Origin of the sequence: Kitasatospora sp. NPDC059160 (assembly GCF_042755465.1) — a bacterium.
Classification (GTDB): domain Bacteria; phylum Actinomycetota; class Actinomycetes; order Streptomycetales; family Streptomycetaceae; genus Kitasatospora.
On record NZ_JBHZCN010000038.1, the window covers coordinates 47,557 to 65,215 of the forward strand.

The 17,659-nt window shown below is 71.0% G+C and carries 14 protein-coding genes; 3 read left to right on the forward strand and 11 right to left on the reverse strand.

Features of this window, described 5'->3' with window-relative positions; translation table 11 throughout:
• Window positions 1-77: 77 nt before the first annotated feature.
• The 5 genes from prcA to arc all read right to left on the reverse strand — a co-directional run bounded on the left by prcA (window position 78) and on the right by arc (window position 5,777).
• A complete protein-coding gene (gene prcA, locus ACFXOZ_RS18400; protein ID WP_380591453.1) occupies window positions 78-833 on the reverse strand; it encodes a proteasome subunit alpha in 756 nt (251 codons plus the stop codon).
• A gap of 31 nt (window positions 834-864) precedes the next feature.
• Window positions 865-1,707, reverse strand: a complete 843-nt coding sequence (gene prcB, locus ACFXOZ_RS18405; RefSeq protein ID WP_375890794.1) for a proteasome subunit beta — start codon at window positions 1,705-1,707, stop codon at window positions 865-867.
• 163 nt (window positions 1,708-1,870) lie between these two features.
• A complete protein-coding gene (locus ACFXOZ_RS18410) occupies window positions 1,871-2,089 on the reverse strand; it encodes a ubiquitin-like protein Pup (protein WP_030286125.1) in 219 nt (72 codons plus the stop codon).
• Window positions 2,090-2,272: 183 nt separating this feature from the next.
• Window positions 2,273-3,784, reverse strand: coding sequence for a depupylase/deamidase Dop (gene dop / locus ACFXOZ_RS18415; protein ID WP_375890792.1), 1,512 nt, complete (start codon window positions 3,782-3,784; stop codon window positions 2,273-2,275).
• 226 nt (window positions 3,785-4,010) lie between these two features.
• The gene (arc, locus tag ACFXOZ_RS18420; RefSeq protein WP_380524701.1) at window positions 4,011-5,777 is read right to left on the reverse strand and encodes a proteasome ATPase; all 1,767 of its coding nucleotides are present in this window, start codon (window positions 5,775-5,777) and stop codon (window positions 4,011-4,013) included.
• Between the two features lie 285 nt (window positions 5,778-6,062).
• On the opposite strand from arc, the gene ACFXOZ_RS18425 reads away from it, so the two are divergent.
• Window positions 6,063-6,368, forward strand: a complete 306-nt coding sequence (locus ACFXOZ_RS18425; protein ID WP_375890788.1) for a ferredoxin — start codon at window positions 6,063-6,065, stop codon at window positions 6,366-6,368.
• A 22-nt stretch (window positions 6,369-6,390) separates the two neighbouring features.
• Here ACFXOZ_RS18425 and ACFXOZ_RS18430 read toward each other — a convergent pair whose 3' ends face one another.
• From ACFXOZ_RS18430 to ACFXOZ_RS18440, 3 genes are all read right to left on the reverse strand, one after another.
• Window positions 6,391-7,005, reverse strand: a complete 615-nt coding sequence (locus ACFXOZ_RS18430; RefSeq protein WP_375890787.1) for a hypothetical protein — start codon at window positions 7,003-7,005, stop codon at window positions 6,391-6,393.
• 243 nt (window positions 7,006-7,248) lie between these two features.
• Entirely contained in the window at window positions 7,249-8,208 is a 960-nt protein-coding gene (locus tag ACFXOZ_RS18435) for a tRNA (adenine-N1)-methyltransferase (protein ID WP_375890785.1), read from the reverse strand.
• A gap of 48 nt (window positions 8,209-8,256) precedes the next feature.
• Entirely contained in the window at window positions 8,257-9,468 is a 1,212-nt protein-coding gene (locus tag ACFXOZ_RS18440) for a site-2 protease family protein (RefSeq protein ID WP_380591455.1), read from the reverse strand.
• Window positions 9,469-9,674: 206 nt separating this feature from the next.
• On the opposite strand from ACFXOZ_RS18440, the gene ACFXOZ_RS18445 reads away from it, so the two are divergent.
• Window positions 9,675-10,610 (forward strand): RecB family exonuclease, encoded by a 936-nt coding sequence (locus ACFXOZ_RS18445; RefSeq protein ID WP_375890782.1) that lies wholly within the window; start codon window positions 9,675-9,677, stop codon window positions 10,608-10,610.
• Window positions 10,610-11,281: a response regulator transcription factor gene (locus ACFXOZ_RS18450; RefSeq protein ID WP_063346919.1), complete on the forward strand. Its 672-nt coding sequence runs from the start codon at window positions 10,610-10,612 to the stop codon at window positions 11,279-11,281. Before ACFXOZ_RS18445 ends, ACFXOZ_RS18450 begins: the two co-directional genes overlap by 1 nt.
• A 77-nt stretch (window positions 11,282-11,358) precedes the next feature.
• Here the strand turns inward: ACFXOZ_RS18450 and ACFXOZ_RS18455 are convergent, their stop codons facing one another.
• The 3 genes from ACFXOZ_RS18455 to metH form a co-directional block, all read right to left on the reverse strand.
• Window positions 11,359-12,966, reverse strand: a complete 1,608-nt coding sequence (locus ACFXOZ_RS18455; protein WP_380524698.1) for an ABC transporter substrate-binding protein — start codon at window positions 12,964-12,966, stop codon at window positions 11,359-11,361.
• A gap of 210 nt (window positions 12,967-13,176) precedes the next feature.
• Window positions 13,177-13,881 carry an HAD family hydrolase gene (locus tag ACFXOZ_RS18460; RefSeq protein WP_375890778.1) on the reverse strand — a complete coding sequence of 235 codons (705 nt, stop codon included), beginning with the start codon at window positions 13,879-13,881 and terminating at the stop codon, window positions 13,177-13,179.
• A gap of 139 nt (window positions 13,882-14,020) precedes the next feature.
• Complete coding sequence (gene metH, locus ACFXOZ_RS18465; protein ID WP_375890776.1) at window positions 14,021-17,530, reverse strand: methionine synthase; 3,510 nt, start codon at window positions 17,528-17,530, stop codon at window positions 14,021-14,023.
• Between the last annotated feature and the right edge of the window lie 129 nt (window positions 17,531-17,659).

Sequence of the window (17,659 nt, forward strand, 5' to 3'; positions counted from 1 at the left end):
ACGACTGGGCCGCCGCAGGGGCACCGGAGTCCCGTACGCCGGCGGTCCGGCCGCCGTACGGGACTCCGCAGGCACTGCTACTCCGGCGCGCTCGCCGCCGGGTTCTCGTCGTCGTCCGACTCGGCGGACTGGTCCCCGTCGAGCAGCCGGCCGAGCTGGTTGCCCAGGATCCGCTTGAACTTGCGCTGCTGGAACCGCTGGCGGTCGAGGACCGCGACCTCCAGTTGTTCCGGGGTGAGGGCGCGCGGGCTGCCCCCGTTGGGGTCGCGGGCGAGCGAGTCGACCGCGACCTTCACCGCCTCGGTGAGGCTCAGTCCGGCGCGGTGGCGCTGGCCCAGGTAGTTGCCGATCGAGTCGGCGTTGCCGCCGACCACGACGTAGTTCTTCTCGTCGACGACCGAGCCGTCCGGCGTGAGCCGGTAGATCTGGTCGTTGTCGGCGGTGCGGCCGACCTCGGCGACGATCAGCTCGACCTCGTACGGCTTCTCGCCGACCGAGGAGAAGATGGTGCCCAGGGTCTGGGCGTACACGTTGGCCAGGCCGCGGGCGGTGACGTCGGCCCGGTCGTAGGAGTACCCGCGCAGGTCGGCGTAGCGGACGCCGCCGATGCGCAGGTTCTCGAACTCGTTGTAGCGGCCGACCGCCGCGAAGGCGATCTTGTCGTAGATCTCGGAGACCTTGTGGAGCGCCCGGGAGGTGTTCTCGGCGACGAAGACGATGCCGTCGGTGTAGGTGAGCACGACCACGCTGCGGCCGCGAGCGATGCCCTTGCGGGCGTACTCCGCGCGGTCCGCCATGGCCTGCTGGGGCGAGACGTAGAACGGTGTCGACACCGGCGGTCGTCCCTTTCCTGTGAGGTGATGGCTAGATCAGCGGGGCCTGCGGGCCGTTGGGCCGGGTCAGGCGCTCGTCGGTGATGGCGACCGCGATCGCCGCGACCTCCGCGTTGTCGAGCCGGCGGAAGCCGTCCGCGGTGATCAGCGAGACGATCGGGAAGATCTTGCGGGCGAGGTCCGGGCCGCCGGTGGCGGAGTCGTCGTCGGCCGCGTCGTAGAGCGCCTGGACGACCAGGGTGGCGGCCTGCTCGGCCGTCAGGTCGTCGCGGTAGAGCTTCTTGAGCGAGCCGCGGGCGAAGACCGAACCCGAGCCGGTGGCGGTGAAGCCGTGCTCCTCGGAGCGCCCGCCGGTGACGTCGTAGTTGAAGATCCGGCCGCGGCCGAGGTCGAGGTCGTAACCGGCGAAGATCGGCACCACCGCGAGGCCCTGCATCGCCATGCCGAGGTTGCCCCGGATCATGGTGGTGAGCCGGTTGGCCTTGCCCTCCAGGGAGAGCACCGCGCCCTCGATCTTCTCGTAGTGCTCCAGTTCCAGCTGGAACAGCCGGACCATCTCGACCGCGAGGCCGGCGGTGCCGGCGATGCCGACGGCGCTGTACTCGTCCGCCGGGAAGACCTTCTCGATGTCACGCTGGGCGATGACGTTGCCCATGGTCGCGCGGCGGTCACCGGCGATCACCACGCCGCCGTCGAAGACCGCGGCCACGATCGTGGTCCCGTGCGGGGCCTCGACCACGGAGCCTTCGGGGAGCCCGCGGTGGCCGGGCAGCAGCTCCGGCCGGTGCTCGGCGAGGAAGTCCAGGAACGAGGAGGACCCCGGGGTCAGGAAGGCAGCCGGTAGACGCCCGGTGCCACGAGTGTTGGCTTCCACACGATTCCTTCCAGGTAGCTTGAAGCGCGCATTGCCCGCACCCTACCCGCCGACGATCATCGTCCAACGCGTGGAGGGGCCGGTGCCGGGACGGCCGGGCGGACGGCGCCGCCCGACCGTCCCGGACGGTCACGACCGTGAATTCCCGATGACCGGGTACGGGCTATTGCCCGCCCTTCTGCACGAATCCCCGGACGAAATCCTCGGCGTTCGACTCGAGCACTTCGTCGATTTCGTCGAGCACCGCGTCGACGTCGTCGCTCAACTTTTCCTGGCGTTCCTTGAGGTCGTCGGAATTCTGGGTTTCCGCGACCTGCTCCTCGACCTCCTCGGAGGAGCGGTTTGCCCGCTGCTGGCCGCCGCCGGTGTCCTTGCTCGCCATTTCCCTCACCCCGCTCGAATCGTCTGGCACGGTTTGGTCGGTCGGTCGTTGCCGGTTGGCACCGACCCTATACACAAGGTGCGACTGCCGCTCCCGGTTTGCCGGTGGTGCTCCCTGTCCAACACCCGCTGCCACCCCGGATGATTCCCATTCGGCGGACGTTCACCCGTGGTGATCGAAAAGTTACCCGCCGGAGAGGACGCGCAGCAGGTCCTCCGCCGTGCGGCAGCGGTCCAGCAGCTCCTTGACGTGGTTGCGGGTGCCGCGCAGCGGCTCCAGGGTGGGCACCCGCTGGAGCGAGTCCCGGCCCGGCAGGTCGAAGATGACCGAGTCCCAGGAGGCCGCCGCGACGTGCTCCGCGTACTGCTCCAGGCAGCGGCCGCGGAAGTACGCCCGGGTGTCCTCCGGGGGCTTGGAGACGGCCCGTTCGACCTCTTCCTCGGTCAGCAGCCGCTCGAACCTGCCGCGGGCCACCAGGCGGTTGTAGAGGCCCTTCTCGGGCCGCACGTCGCTGTACTGGAGGTCCACCAGGTGCAGCCGCGGGTTGTCCCACTCCAGGGCGTCCCGGCTGCGGTAGCCCTCCAGGATCTCCCGCTTGGCGATCCAGTCCAGTTGCCGGGAGAGCGACATCGGGTCGCGCTCCAGCCGCCCGAGGACGTCCTCCCAGCGGGCCAGAACGTCCAGGGTCTGCTCGTCGGCGTCGGTGCCGAAGCGGTCCTCGACGTACTTGCGGGCCAGTTCGAAGTACTCCAGCTGGAGTTGGACGGCGGTGAGCTTGCGCCCGTTGCGCAGGGTGATCAGGTGCTTGAGCGTCGGGTCGTGGGAGACCCGGTGCAGGGTGCGCACCGGTTGGTCGATCGCGAGGTCGGAGGCGATGAAGGAGTCCTCGATCATCGACAGGACCAGCGAGGTGGTGCCCAGCTTGAGGTAGGTGGAGATCTCGGAGAGGTTGGCGTCCCCGATGATCACGTGCAGCCGGCGGTACTTCTCGGCGTCGGCGTGCGGTTCGTCCCGGGTGTTGATGATCGGGCGCTTGAGGGTGGTCTCCAGGCCGACCTCGACCTCGAAGTAGTCCGCCCGCTGGCTGATCTGGAAGCCGTTCGCCGAGCCGTCCTGGCCGATGCCGACCCGGCCGGCGCCGGTGACCACCTGGCGGGAGACGAAGAACGGGGTGAGGTGGCGGACGATGTCGGCGAACGGTGTCGCCCGCTTCATCAGGTAGTTCTCGTGGGTGCCGTAGGAGGCGCCCTTGTTGTCGGTGTTGTTCTTGTACAGGTGGATGTTCTGCCCGTTGGGCAGTTCCAGCGCCCGCAGCGCGGCGGCCGCCATGATCCGCTCGCCGGCCTTGTCCCAGAGCACGGCGTCGCGCGGGTTGGTCACCTCGGGCGAGCTGTACTCGGGGTGCGCGTGGTCCACGTAGAACCGGGCCCCGTTGGTCAGGATGACGTTGGCGAGGCCGATGTCCTCGTCGGTCAGCTGGCTGGCGTCCGCCACCTCGCGCGCGAGGTCGAAGCCCCGCGCGTCGCGCAGCGGGTTCTCCTCCTCGAAGTCCCAGCGGGCCCGCCGTGCCCGGTGCATCGCCGCCGCGTACGCGTTGACGATCTGGGACGAGGTGAGCATGGCGTTGGCGTTGGGGTGCCCGGGCACGGAGATCCCGTACTCGGTCTCGATGCCCATCACGCGCCGTACGGTCATGCGGCCCTCCTTGCCCGGTGCCCCGCCCCCGGCGGGCGGAACACGCTGACGTACCGCTGAACAACACCGGCGCCGGACATCTGCCCGCGGACGGTGGGTCGAGCCTATTTCCGTGCCGTACGGCGGGCCCCGAGACGCGCCGTCCGGCTGCGGGGCCGCGAGGCGCCACAGCCGGACGGGGTGCGTACAGCTCCGGGGACCGTCGCCGGCCCGGACAACCGCGTGCTTACAGGTACTGCCCCGTGTTGGCGACAGTGTCGATCGAGCGGCCGGACTCGGCGCCCTGCTTGCCGGTGACCAGCGTGCGGATGAAGACGATCCGCTCGCCCTTCTTGCCGGAGATGCGGGCCCAGTCGTCCGGGTTGGTGGTGTTCGGCAGGTCCTCGTTCTCCTTGAACTCGTCCACGCAGGCGGCGAGCAGGTGGGAGACGCGCAGACCGCGCTGACCGTGGTCGAGGAAGTCCTTGATGGCCATCTTCTTCGCCCGGTCGACGATGTTCTGGATCATGGCGCCGGAGTTGAAGTCCTTGAAGTACAGGACCTCCTTGTCACCGTTGGCGTAGGTGACCTCCAGGAAGCGGTTCTCCTCGGTCTCCGAGTACATCCGCTCCACGACCGACTGGATCATCGCCGCCACCGTGGCCCCGACGGAGCTGTCGTGCTCCTTGAGGTCGTCCGGGTGGAACGGCAGCGAGTCCTTGAGGTACTTGGAGAAGATGTCCTTCGCGGCCTCGGCGTCCGGGCGCTCGATCTTGATCTTGACGTCCAGGCGGCCGGGCCGCAGGATCGCCGGGTCGATCATGTCCTCGCGGTTCGAGGCGCCGATGACGATGACGTTCTCCAGGCCCTCCACGCCGTCGATCTCGGCGAGCAGCTGCGGGACGATGGTGTTCTCCACGTCCGAGCTGACACCGGAACCGCGGGTGCGGAACAGGGACTCCATCTCGTCGAAGAAGACGATGACGGGCGTGCCCTCGCTCGCCTTCTCCCGGGCCCGCTGGAAGACCAGCCGGATCTGCCGCTCGGTCTCGCCCACGTACTTGTTGAGCAGCTCCGGGCCCTTGATGTTGAGGAAGTAGCTCTTCCCCTGGGGGCGGCCGGTGACCTCGGCGACCTTCTTGGCCAGCGAGTTGGCGACCGCCTTGGCGATCAGCGTCTTGCCGCAGCCGGGCGGGCCGTAGAGCAGCACGCCCTTGGGCGGACGCAGCTCGTACTCCTTGAAGAGGTCGGCGTGCAGGTACGGCAGCTCGACCGCGTCGCGGATCAGCTCGATCTGGTTGCTCAGGCCGCCGATCTGGCGGTAGTCGATGTCCGGGACCTCTTCGAGGACCAGCTCCTCGACCTCGGACTTCGGCACCACCTCGTACACGTAGCCGGAGCGGGGCTCCAGCAGCAGTGCGTCCCCCGCCCGGACGGTGATGTCCCGCAGCGGTTCGGCGAGGCGCACCACCCGCTCCTCGTCGGTGTGGCCGATGACCAGGGCGCGCTCGCCGTCCTCGAGGACCTCCTTGAGGGTGACGATCTCGCCGATGCGCTCGAAGGCCATCGCGTCCACGATGTTGAGGGCCTCGTTGAGCATCACTTCCTGGCCGCGCCGCAGTTCGTCGAGGGCGACGTTCGGGCTGACGTTGACGCGGAGCTTGCGACCGCCGGTGAAGATGTCGGCGGTACCGTCCTCGTTCGCCTCGAGGAAGGTGCCGAAACCGGCCGGGGGCTGTGCCAGCCGGTCCACTTCCTCCTTGAGGGCCACGATCTGGTCGCGGGCCTCGCGCAGGGTGGAGGCGAGTCGTTCGTTCTGGGCGGTCACGCCGGCCAGGTTGGTCTGGAGCTCGACGATCCGCTCTTCGAGGATTCTCGAATTGCGCGGCGAGTCGGCGAGCTTGCGGCGCAGTACGGCGATTTCCTGCTCAAGGTACGAGACCTGAGCGGCCTCGTCGGAACCACGAGCGGGCCTGCCGGTGCTGCGGTTGTAGTCGTCATCGTGGGCTGCCACGGTCCTCACCTCCTCCGGGGAGCTGGACGCTTCCAGACCCTACCTGGGACCAGGGGTCCGTAAACCCCTAGATCAAGAAAGATGGAACGGGCGTGTCCGATCTTCGCCCCAGCGTGCTTCCCCTCTGCTAAGGGGATACCCACCGCGCACCACCCAAAGCGGGCCAGATGTATCGTCGGGCGAAGTGATATCCGATCGCGACCGCGGTAGTGGGTCCGATCGTTGTACGAATGGCGGGATTGCCCCCGGAATAGGGGCGACCCGGGACAGAAACGGCAGGGGACCATGTCGGTGACCGAGCAGAACGCGGCAGCGGCCGACGAGCTGGAGGTGTGGATCGACCAGGATCTGTGCACCGGCGACGGCATCTGCGTCCAGTACGCACCGGAGGTCTTCGAGCTGGACATCGACGGACTCGCGTACGTGAAGGGCGAGGACGACGAACTGCGCCAGCAGCCCGGGGAGACCGCCCCGGTGCCGCTGACGCTCCTTCAGGACGTGGTGGACTCGGCGAAGGAGTGCCCCGGCGACTGCATCCACGTGCGCCGGGTCGCCGACCGGGTCGAGGTCTACGGGCCCGACGCCGAATAGGGTTTCGGGCCGCGCGGAGGGTTCAGGTCGCGCTGACCGGGGCGGCGGTCTGGGAGCGTTCCCAGCCGCCGCCCCGGTGCGTCCAGGTGAGGTCGAGTGAGAGGTCGGGGCGGAAGCGCGGCACCTCGTCGCTCGAATACCCCTGCGCGCGGCCGGTGATGGCGCCGTCGGAGCGCACCGTGAGCCGGCTCAGGGTGAGGTTCTCCCGGTCGGTCAGCAGGGTGGCGACCACCACCGGGCGCTGGTCCGGGCCGAAGCCGAGCAGGTAGACGGAGTCCGGCGGGGTGCCGGTGTCGGTGCCGCACTGCGCGGCGACGACCGTACCGGGACGGCCGTCGCCCAGTTCGGCGGGCACGCTGAGCACCGTCCTGACCGGGAACGGGCCGCAGTCCATGGGCAGTTGGGCCTTGGCCGGATCGGGGGCCGCGCCGGCCGCGAGCGCCTTGGGGGCGCCGCCGCGGGCGGGCAGCGGGGTGCCGGTCGCCGGGGAGGCGGCGAGTGCGGCGGCCACCACCGCGCCGCAGCCGGCCAGGGCGAGGGCCCAGTGCCAGGGTGCGGTCCGCGCGTGACCGGGCCGGGTGCGGCCCTGCGGTGTCTGCTGTCCGGCCGTCGCCGTCGTCCCGACCGCGGTCTCCACCCGGCGTCCCCTCCAGAGCTCCAGGAGCGTGTGAGCGAGCATCGTCCCACACGGAGCCTGCGGGCCGGCGGCCGGGGAGCCGAAGGGCGCGCCGGTGCCGAAAGCGACGAGCGACAAGCGAGGAACGAGCGCCGGAGCGAGGACCGTCGGCGCCGGGTCAGAGCGCCCGGAGGCGAGCCGGCCAAAAAACGAAGGGGTGGCGCGAGCGCGATGCTCGCACCACCCCTGCTGTTCCGGCCGGGCTCAGCCCAGGTCGGGCTGCTCGGAGTCGGTGTCGCGGGCCGCCTTGCGGGCCGCGGCGCGCTCCTGGAGGGACGGCTCGGGCGCCCCGTTGTCGTAGTCCTCGCCGTAGGCGCCCTTGGCCGGGCGGCGGCGGCGCAGCGGCGGCTCGACGCCGTCCGCCAGGCGGCGGGCGGTGAGCAGGAAGCCGGTGTGGCCGATCATCCGGTGGTCCGGGCGGACGGCCAGGCCCTCCAGGTGCCAGGTGCGGACCATGGTCTCCCAGGCCTGCGGCTCGGTGAAGGTGCCGTGGTCGCGCAGCGCCTCGACGGTCTTGGACATCTGCGTCGTGGTGGCCACGTAGCAGCAGATGAGACCGCCGGGGACGAGCGCCCGGGAGGCGACGTCCAGGCACTCCCAGGGGGCCAGCATGTCGAGGATGACGCGGTCGACGTCGGTCTCGACCAGGTTGTCCTGGAGGTCGCCGACGGTCAGCTTCCACGCCGGGTGCGGGCCGCCGAAGTAGCGCTCCACGTTGCCCTGGGCGATGTCCGCGAAGTCCTGGCGGCGCTCGTAGGAGGCCAGCAGGCCCTGCTCGCCGACGGCGCGCAGCAGGTACGTGCTGAGCGCGCCCGAGCCGACACCCGCCTCGATCACCCGGGCACCGGCGAAGATGTCGGCCATCGCCAGGATCTGCCCCGCGTCCTTGGGGTAGATCACGGCGGCGCCGCGGGGCATGGACAGGACGTAGTCGGGGAGCAGGGGGCGCAGCGCGAGGTACGGGACGTTCCCCGTGGTGCGCACGACCGTGCCTTCAGGAGCGCCGATCAGCTCGTCGTGCGGGAACGCACCCTTGTGGGTGTGGAACTGGTTCCCGGCCTGGAGCGTGAACGTGTAGTGGCGACCCTTGGGGTCGGTCAGCTGGACCTGGTCCCCGACCTGGAAGGGCCCGCGTCGGCGGGCGGCACCGGTCGGTTCGGACATGCGGCCAATCCTAAGGGAAGCGGGGCGTCCCGCCTCACCAGGCCCTGCTCAGCGGCCGGAGACCGCCGCCGTGAGGCGCTGTTCGATGTCGCTGAGCGCGGCCACGCCGTAGACCCGGCCGTCCGCCTCGACCACCAGGTACTCCCCCGCCGGGGTGGCCTGGACGGCCCGCAGCAGGTCCTCGCCGCCGAGGTCGGCGTCCAGTCGCAGCCCGGGTTCGAGGTCGCGGGCGAGCGGGCCGACGGCCACCCAGGGGCGGCGGTGCTCCGGTACGGCCCGTACCGCGGACTCCCGGACGATGGCGATCGGCTCGCCCCGGCCGTCCACCACCACGACCGCGCCGGCCTGGGCCTCGCGGGCCCGGCGCATCGCCTCGCCGAGCGGGGTGTCGGCGGTGACCTCGACGGTGCGGCGGGCGAGGTCGCGCAGCCGCAGGGCGGGCAGCGCCTCCTTGAGCCGGGCGTTGCGCAGGCTCCCGGTGGCGCCGTTCCAGATGATCGCGGCCAGCACGGCGGCCAGCACCGCGTCCACCAGGGTGTCGGTGGTGGTGCGCTCGGCGCCGCGGGAGGCGCTGACCAGCGGCAGGCCGAACAGCACCACGACGGCCAGGCCCCGGCCGATCCAGGCGGCCGCCACGGTGCCGGTCATCGCCCTGCCGGTGATCGCCCAGACCACCGCGCGCAGCATCCGGCCGCCGTCCAGCGGCAGGCCGGGCAGCAGGTTGAAGGCGGCGACCACCAGGTTGGAGACCATCAGGCCGGTCAGCAGCACCCCGGGCACGCTGGACAGTTCGACGGCGCGCAGCGCGAGGTAGAAGACCCCGCCGAGCACCAGCGACAGCAGCGGGCCGACGAAGGCCAGCCAGAACTCGCGCCAGGGGCTCCCGGCCTCGTTCTCGATCTCGGAGACGCCGCCGAAGAACTGCAGCTGGATCCGCCGCACCCCGAGCCGGTAGCGCAGCGCGACCAGGGTGTGGGCGAGTTCGTGCACCAGGACGGAGGCGTAGAAGGCGACCGCGAAGAAGAACGCGAGCAGGTAGCGCTCACCGCTGCCGAGTTCGGGCAGCACGTCGCCGAGCTGCCCGCCGAACACCCAGGTGATCAGCGCGGCGATGACGAACCAGGACGGGGTGACGTAGATGGGCACGCCGAAGGGCCGCCCCATCAGGAGGCCGCCGCCGTGCTCCGGCGGGCGCCCCTCGGGGCGTCCGCCGTCCTGCGGTGGCTGGTCGGAGGTCTGCTGCCCCCTGGTGTCGCTCACCGTGATCCCTTCGGTCGTCCGCCGTCGTGCCCCGGTGCGCCCACGCTACGTGATCGCGGCCACCCGGCGGCGCGCGCCCCTCTGCCAGGCTTCATACCCACTGGACCGGCCCCGGACCGGACCGGCCCCGGGCCGACTGCCGGGAAGGGACAGCGCGGCAGCCCGGTGGCAGCGGGATGACAGCAAAGGGCAATAGGGTCGTAGCCATGCAGCAGACCGACACCAGCAGCGCCGCCGGGGCTCCGGCGCGCCCGGCGGCGCCCCCGACCGGGCTGTCCCCGTCCCGTGCGGGGGACTTCCTCACCTGTCCCCTGCTGTACCGGCTGCGGGTGATCGACCGGCTGCCCGAGCCGCCGAGCCCGGCGGCGACCCGGGGCACGCTGGTGCACGCGGTGCTGGAGCGGCTGTTCGACAGCCCGGCGGCCGAGCGGACGCCGGAGCGGGCGCTGGGCCTGCTGCGCCCGCAGTGGGAGCGGCTGCTGGGCGAGCGCCCGGAGCTGGGCTCGCTGTTCCCGGACGACCCGGACGGCGCGGCGCTGACCGGCTGGCTGGCGGACGCCGAGAAGCTGGTCGGCCAGTGGTTCCGGCTGGAGGACCCGACCCGGCTGCACCCGGTGGAGCGCGAGCTGTACGTGGAGACGGCCCTGGAGTCGGGGCTGCTGCTGCGCGGCTACATCGACCGGGTGGACGTCGCCCCCACCGGTGAGGTCCGGCTGGTGGACTACAAGACCGGCCGGGCGCCCTCGCGGGACTTCGAGGGCAAGGCGATGTTCCAGATGAAGTTCTACGCACTGGTGGTGTGGCGCTGGAAGGGCGTGATCCCCAAGCGCCTCCAGCTGGTCTACCTGGGCGGCGGCGGGGACGTGGTCAGCTACGACCCGGACGAGGCCGACCTGCTCGCGGTGGAGCGCAAGCTGCAGGCCCTGTGGGAGCGGATCGCGCAGGCGGTGGCCACCGGGGACTTCCCGGCCACCCGCAACCGGCTCTGCGACTGGTGCGACCACCGGGCCAGCTGCCCGGAGTTCGGCGGCACCCCGCCGCCGTACCCGCTGCCGGTGCCGCCGGCCCGCACCGCGGACGGGCCGGCCCGTACGTCGGACGAGAGCGATCCCACGGGGGATCCGATGAGCAAGGAGTCCTAGTGACGATCCGAGTGCTGCTGGTCGACGACCAGCCGCTGCTGCGCACCGGTTTCCGGATGATCCTGGAGGCCGAATCGGACCTCGTGGTGGTCGGCGAGGCCGGTGACGGTCAGCAGGCGCTGGACCAGGTCCGGGCGCTGCAGCCCGACGTGGTGCTGATGGACATCCGGATGCCGCGGATGGACGGCGTCGAGGCGACCCGCCGGATCGCCGGCCCGGGTCGGGACGGCCCGGCCAAGGTGCTGGTGCTGACCACCTTCGACCTGGACGAGTACGTGGTGGAGGCGCTGCGCGCCGGCGCCAGCGGCTTCCTGCTCAAGGACGTCCCGGCGGAGGAGCTGGTGCAGGCGATCCGGGTGGTCGCGGACGGCGCGGCGATGCTGGCCCCGAGCATCACCCGCCGGCTGCTGGACATGTACGCCACCAAGCTGCCCTCGGGCGAGGAGGCGCCGCCGCAGGCGCTGAGCGCGCTGACCGAGCGGGAGTTGGAGGTGTTGAAGCTGGTGGCGCGCGGGCTGTCGAACGCGGAGATCGCGGCCGAGCTGTTCGTCAGCGAGACGACCGTGAAGACCCACGTCGGCCATGTGCTGACCAAGCTCCAGCTGCGCGACCGGGTGCAGGCGGCGGTGTACGCCTACGAGAGCGGTCTGGTGCGGCCGGGCGCGCTGTAGCCCGGGAACACGACGGCGGCCCGCCCGCTCCGCCCCGGGACACCGGGGGGAGCGGGCGGGCCGCCGTGCGTCGCGCGCTACTTGCCGCTGCGGCTGATCTCCCAGAAGCGGAAGAAGCCGGTGGTGTCGACGGTGGACTCGACGCCGGTGATGTTGGCACGGGCCGCGTAGAAGGCCTTGTTCTGGTACAGCGGGATCAGCGGCACGCTCTCCGCGACGATCTGCTGGATCTGCGCGTAGGAGGCCGAGGCGGCGCTGCGGTCGGCCTGCTTGAGGCCGTCCGGGATCAGCTTCTGGCTGATCTTCGGGTCGTCCCAGCCGGTGTGGTAGGTGCCGCCGTCGACCAGCAGCGGGGCGATGTAGTTGTCGGGGTCCGGGTAGTCGGCGAACCAACCGACGATGTACGCCTGGTACTTGCCCTCGTTCCAGCCCTTCTTGAAGGCTTCCCAGTCGGGCTCCTGCTGGACCGTCACCTGGAACAGGCCGCCGGTCTCCAGCTGCTTCTTCAAGGTGTCGGCCTCGCCGTTGCCGGCCCGCGAGCGGGACCAGGTGAGGGTGAGCTTGACCGGGGTCTGGACCTTGTTGTCGACCAGGGCCTTCTTGGCCTTGGCGACGTCCTGGTCGCCCCAGCGGTCGAAGAAGGCGGTGGTGTGGCCGGTGACGCCGGCCGGGACCATCGCGTACAGCGGCTGGACGGTGCGGGCGAAGACGTCGCGGGCGAGCGCCTTGCGGTCGAGCAGCGCGGCGGCGGCCTGGCGGACGCCGACGTTGCTCATCACCGGGTCCTTGGTGTTGAAGACCAGCGAGCGGGTGTCGTTGCTGTCGCCCTCGACGACCTGGAGGTCGGTCTTGCCGCCCTGCTGGTCGGAGCGGATCTGGGCGGCGGTGTTGGGCTCCAGGCTGTTGTCGGTGACGTCGACGTCGCCCTTGTCCAGCGCGGCCTTGAGGTCGGCGGGCTTGTCGAAGTACCGGACGGTGAACTTGTTGTTCCGCAGCTTGGCGTCGCCGCTGTACTTGTCGTTGGGGACCAGGACGACCTTGCCCAGCTGCTTGCCGTCGGCCATGCCCTCGACCGAGTCCACGCGGTAGGGGCCGGAGCCGACCTGCTTGTCGTTGGGCAGCGCCTTGTCGGCCGGGTAGACCTGGTGGTCGACGATGGCGCCGGCCGGGGAGGCCAGCTTGGCCGGCAGGGTGGCGTCGGGGGCGGCCAGGTGGAAGACCACCTCGTTGGCGCCCTTGGCCTCCACGCTCTTGATCGAGGAGAGCAGGCCGGCCGGGCCGTTCGGGTCGTTGATCTTCTTGGTCCGCTGGATCGAGAACACCACGTCCTCGGCGGTCAGCGGGTGGCCGTTGGAGAACTTCAACCCGGGCCGCAGGGTGCAGTGGTACTCGGTGGCCTCGCCGCCGGAGAAGTCGCAGGACTGCGCGGCGTCCGGGGAGGGCGTGCTGGCCGCGGCCGGGAAGGTGAGCAGCGACTGGAAGGCGTTGCGCAGCACCAGCCAGGAGCCGGAGTCGTAGACCACCGCGGGGTCCAGGGTGCCGGTCAGCTGGACGGTCCCCATGGTGATCGCCTTGCCGCCGCTGTCCCCCTTGACGGCGTCGGTGACCGATCCGCAACCGGCCACCGTCACGGCGACCAGACCGGCGCAGCCGAGTGCTGCCAGGCGTTCAGCTGAAGTCTTCACGGGAGCGTCCTTCGGGGGTGTCGCGAACCCGAGTAGCGTGCCATATCGAACACGCACGACCGATACCCGTGCAGATGACGTTTGGGACACGGTCGTTGAGGGCATCACGGCGCGCCCGACGAGTTGTCAGCCATTGCCCGTTTTCTCCCCCGGAGATCCCCGGCCGGGGCGCTTACCGGCGAGTAGACCCTGACCGCAATGAGATGACAATCACACCCGCGAAGCGACCAGCGACCGCAGCAGTTCGAGATCGACCTGCTCCAGCGACGGCACCACCAGCCGCCCGGGAGCCGCCTCGATCGGCGCCACCGAGGGCACCGCGATCACCGGGCAGCCCGCCGCCTCGCCCGCCCGCACCCCGGTCGGGGTGTCCTCGACGACCACGCAGCGGGCCGGCTCCGCGCCCAGCCGGCGGGCCGCCTCCAGGTACGGGTCGGGGAACGGCTTGGTGCGCGGCAGCTCGTCCCCGCCGATGGTGAAGGCGAACCGCTCGGCGCCCAGCGAGCGCAGCACGATGTCGATCACGTGCCGGTGCGAGGCGGACACCAGCGCGGCCGGAACGCCGTGCGCGGCAAGGGTGTTGAGCAGCCGCTCGGCCCCCGGCATCAGCGGCACCCCGCCGGCCAGCAGGTCGACGAAGCGCTGGTTGACCAGCGCCCCCAGGTCGGCCGGGGCGATGTCCACACCGGTGCGGGCGACCAGGTACTCCATCACCCGGGTCATCGGCCCGCCCACGACGTGCGCCCGGTCCTGCTCGTCCAGCCGGTGGCCCAGCTCGGCGAAGAGCGTCACCTCGGCCTGCCACCAGAAGTCCTCGGTGTCCACCAGCGTGCCGTCCATGTCCAGCAGCACCGCCTGGAGGCCGGGCTCGCGCCCGAGGTCGAGCGCCGGGGCGGCGGTGGAGCTGGTCGTCATGGCAAGTCCTTCCGGCTGCGCCCAGGACGGTCCCGGGGATGACACGGGCCGGCCCGCTGGTCAGCGGACCGGCCCGTTCAGGATCATCCAGGATACGCCCGCTTCGCCCGGAAAGAGCGAACGGAGAGGGACGTACGGATTACCGCGCGTTGAAGTACTTCGCCTCGGGGTGGTGGATCACGATCGCGTCGGTGGACTGCTCCGGGTGCAGCTGGAACTCCTCGGAGAGCACCACGCCGATCCGCTCCGGCTTGAGCAGCTCGGCGATCTTGGCGCGGTCCTCCAGCTCGGGGCAGGCCCCGTAGCCGAGCGAGAAGCGGGCACCCCGGTACTTGAGCGCGAACATGTCCTTGACGTCCTGCGGGTCCTCGCCGGAGAAGCCCAGCTCGAAGCGGACCCGGGCGTGCCAGAACTCCGCCAGCGCCTCGGCCAGCTGCACCGAGAGGCCGTGCAGCTCCAGGTAGTCGCGGTAGGAGTTCCCGGCGAACAGCTCGTTGGCCGCCTCCGAGATCCGGTTGCCCATGGTGACCACCTGGAGGCCGACCACGTCCCGCTCGCCGGACTCCTCCGGGCGGAAGAAGTCCGCCAGGCAGAGCCGGCGGCCGCGCCGCTGGCGGGGGAAGGTGAAGCGGGTCCGCTCGGTGCCGTCCTCGTGGAAGACGATCAGGTCGTCGCCCTTGGAGTTGGCCGGGTAGTAGCCGTAGACCACGGCCGCCTCCAGCCAGCCCTCGGTCTGCAGCCGGTCCAGCCAGCCCCGCAGCCGGGGCCGGCCCTCGGTCTCCACCAGCTCCTCGTAGGACGGGCCGTCGCCGTTGCGCGCGGCCTTGAGGCCCCACTGGCCCTTGAACAGCGCGTCCTCGTCCAGCCAGGAGGCGTAGTCGGCGAAGGGGATGCCCTTGACGATCCGGTCGCCCCAGAACGGCGGGGCGGGCAGCGCGTTGTCCAGCGCGACGTCGGAGCGGATCTGGCCGAGGTTGACCTCGGGCTCCGGCTCCGCCACCTCGACCCTGGCGTGCCGGCGCTGCTTGAGCTCCGGCAGGGTCGCGCCGGGCACGCCGCGCTTGACCGCGATCAGCGCGTCCATCAGCCGCAGGCCCTCGAAGGCGTCCCGGGCGTAGCGGACCTCGCCCTCGTAGATCTCGTGCAGGTCCTGCTCCACGTAGGCCCGGGTCAGGGCGGCGCCGCCGAGGATCACCGGGAAGCTCGCGGCCAGCTTGCGCTGGTTCAGCTCCTCCAGGTTCTCCTTCATGATCACGGTGGACTTCACCAGCAGCCCGGACATCCCGATCACGTCCGCCCGGTGCTCCTGCGCGGCGTCCAGGATCGCCGAAACCGGCTGCTTGATGCCCAGGTTGACCACGTTGTAGCCGTTGTTGGACAGGATGATGTCGACCAGGTTCTTGCCGATGTCGTGGACGTCGCCCTTGACGGTGGCCAGCACGATGGTGCCCTTGCCCTCGTCGTCGGACTTCTCCATGTGCGGCTCCAGGTGGGCCACCGCGGTCTTCATCACCTCGGCGGACTGGAGCACGAACGGCAGCTGCATCTGGCCGGAGCCGAACAGCTCGCCGACCACCTTCATGCCGGCCAGCAGCGTGCTGTTGACGATGTCCAGCGCCGGACGCTCCGTCAGCGCCTCGTCCAGATCGGCCTCCAGGCCGTTGCGCTCGCCGTCGATGATCCGGCGCTGCAGCCGCTCCTCCAGCGGGAGGGCGGCCAGTTCCTCGGCCTTGGAGGCCCTGACCGACGCCGAGGAGACGCCCTCGAAGAGCTGGAGCAGCTTCTGCAGCGGGTCGTAGCCCTCGCTGCGGCGGTCGTAGACCAGGTCGAGCGCGACCTCGCGCTGGTCCTCGGGGATCCGGGCCATCGGCAGGATCTTGGAGGCGTGCACGATCGCCGAGTCCAGTCCGGCCTCGACGCACTCGTTCAGGAAGACCGAGTTGATCACCACGCGGGCGGCCGGGCTGAGGCCGAAGGAGATGTTGGACAGGCCCAGGGTGGTCTGCACGTCCGGGTGGCGGCGCTTGAGCTCGCGGATCGCCTCGATGGTCTCGATGCCGTCCCGGCGGGACTCCTCCTGACCGGTGCCCAGGGTGAAGGCCAGGCAGTCGACCAGGATCGAGCCCTCGTCGATGCCGTACTCGGTGGTGAGCTGCGCGATCAGCCGCTCGGCGATGGCGACCTTGGTCTCGGCGGTGCGGGCCTGGCCCTGCTCGTCGATGGTCAGCGCGATCAGGCCGGCGCCGTGCTCGCGGGCCAGCGAAGCGATCCGGCCGAACCGGGTGTCCGGGCCGTCGCCGTCTTCGTAGTTGACCGAGTTGAGCAGCGCGCGGCCGCCGAGCGCCTCCAGACCGGCCCGCAGCACGTCCGGCTCGGTGGAGTCCAGCACGATCGGCAGGGTCGACGCGGTGGCCAGCCGGCCGGCGATCTCCTTCATGTCGGCGACGCCGTCGCGGCCGACGTAGTCGACGCACAGGTCCAGCAGGTGGGAGCCGTCCCGGATCTGGTCCCGGGCGATCTCCACGCAGGCCTGCCAGTCGCCCGCCAGCATCGACTCGCGGAACTTCTTCGAGCCGTTGGCGTTGGTGCGCTCACCGATCGCCAGGTACGAGGTGTCCTGGCGGAACGGCACCGCCTGGTACAGCGAGGAGGCCGAGGGCTCGGGCTGCGGCTCGCGGCGCACGACCGGACGGCCCTGGACCTTCTCCACCACCTGGCGCAGGTGCTCGGGGGTGGTGCCGCAGCAGCCGCCGACCAGCGAGAGGCCGTACTCCCGGGTGAACACGTCGTGGGCGTCGGCCAGTTCGGCCGGGGAGAGCGGGTAGTGGGCGCCGTCCTTGCCGAGCACCGGCAGGCCCGCGTTCGGCATGCAGGACAGGCCGATCCTCGCGTTCTTGGCCAGGTAGCGCAGGTGCTCGCTCATCTCGGCCGGGCCGGTGGCGCAGTTGAGGCCGATGTAGTCGACGCCGAGCGGCTCCAGCGCGGTGAGCGCGGCACCGATCTCGGAGCCGAGCAGCATGGTGCCGGTGGTCTCCACCGTCACCTGCACCAGCACCGGGAGGTCCAGTCCGGCCTCGGCCAGGGCGCGCTTGGAGCCGAGGATCGCGGCCTTGGTCTGCAGCAGGTCCTGGCTGGTCTCCACCAGCAGCGCGTCGGCGCCGCCGGCGATCAGACCGGCCGCGTTCTTCTGGAAGCCGTCCCGCAGCGTCTCGTACGGGGCGTGGCCGAGGGTCGGCAGCTTGGTGCCGGGGCCGATCGAGCCGAGCACCCAGCGGGTGCGGCCGTCGGCGGCGTGGGCGTCGGCCACCTCGCGGGCGATCCGGGCGCCGGCCTCGGACAGCTCGAAGATGCGCTCGGCGATCTCGTACTCGCCCAGGGCGGAGAAGTTGGCGCCGAAGGTGTTGGTCTCCACGCAGTCCACGCCCACCGCGAAGTAGGCCTCGTGGACGGAGCGGACGATGTCCGGCCGGGTGACGTTGAGGACCTCGTTGCAGCCCTCCAGGTTCTGGAAGTCCTCCAGCGTCGGGTCCTGGGCCTGGAGCATGGTGCCCATCGCACCGTCGGCCACCACCACCCGGGTGGCGAGCGCTTCACGCAACGCGTTCGCGCGGCTCTGCTGAGTGATGGACGGGTTGGCTGCAGTGGCCATGGGGCGTCTCCCTGGTGCGACGGCTGTCGGCTTTGCGAGCCCGCTTGCTCGGGCCCGCACGTGGCCAGGGTATCCGGCCCACGGCCCGGCCTGCGGGTGCATTCCGTATCCTGAGCGCTCGACCGCGAG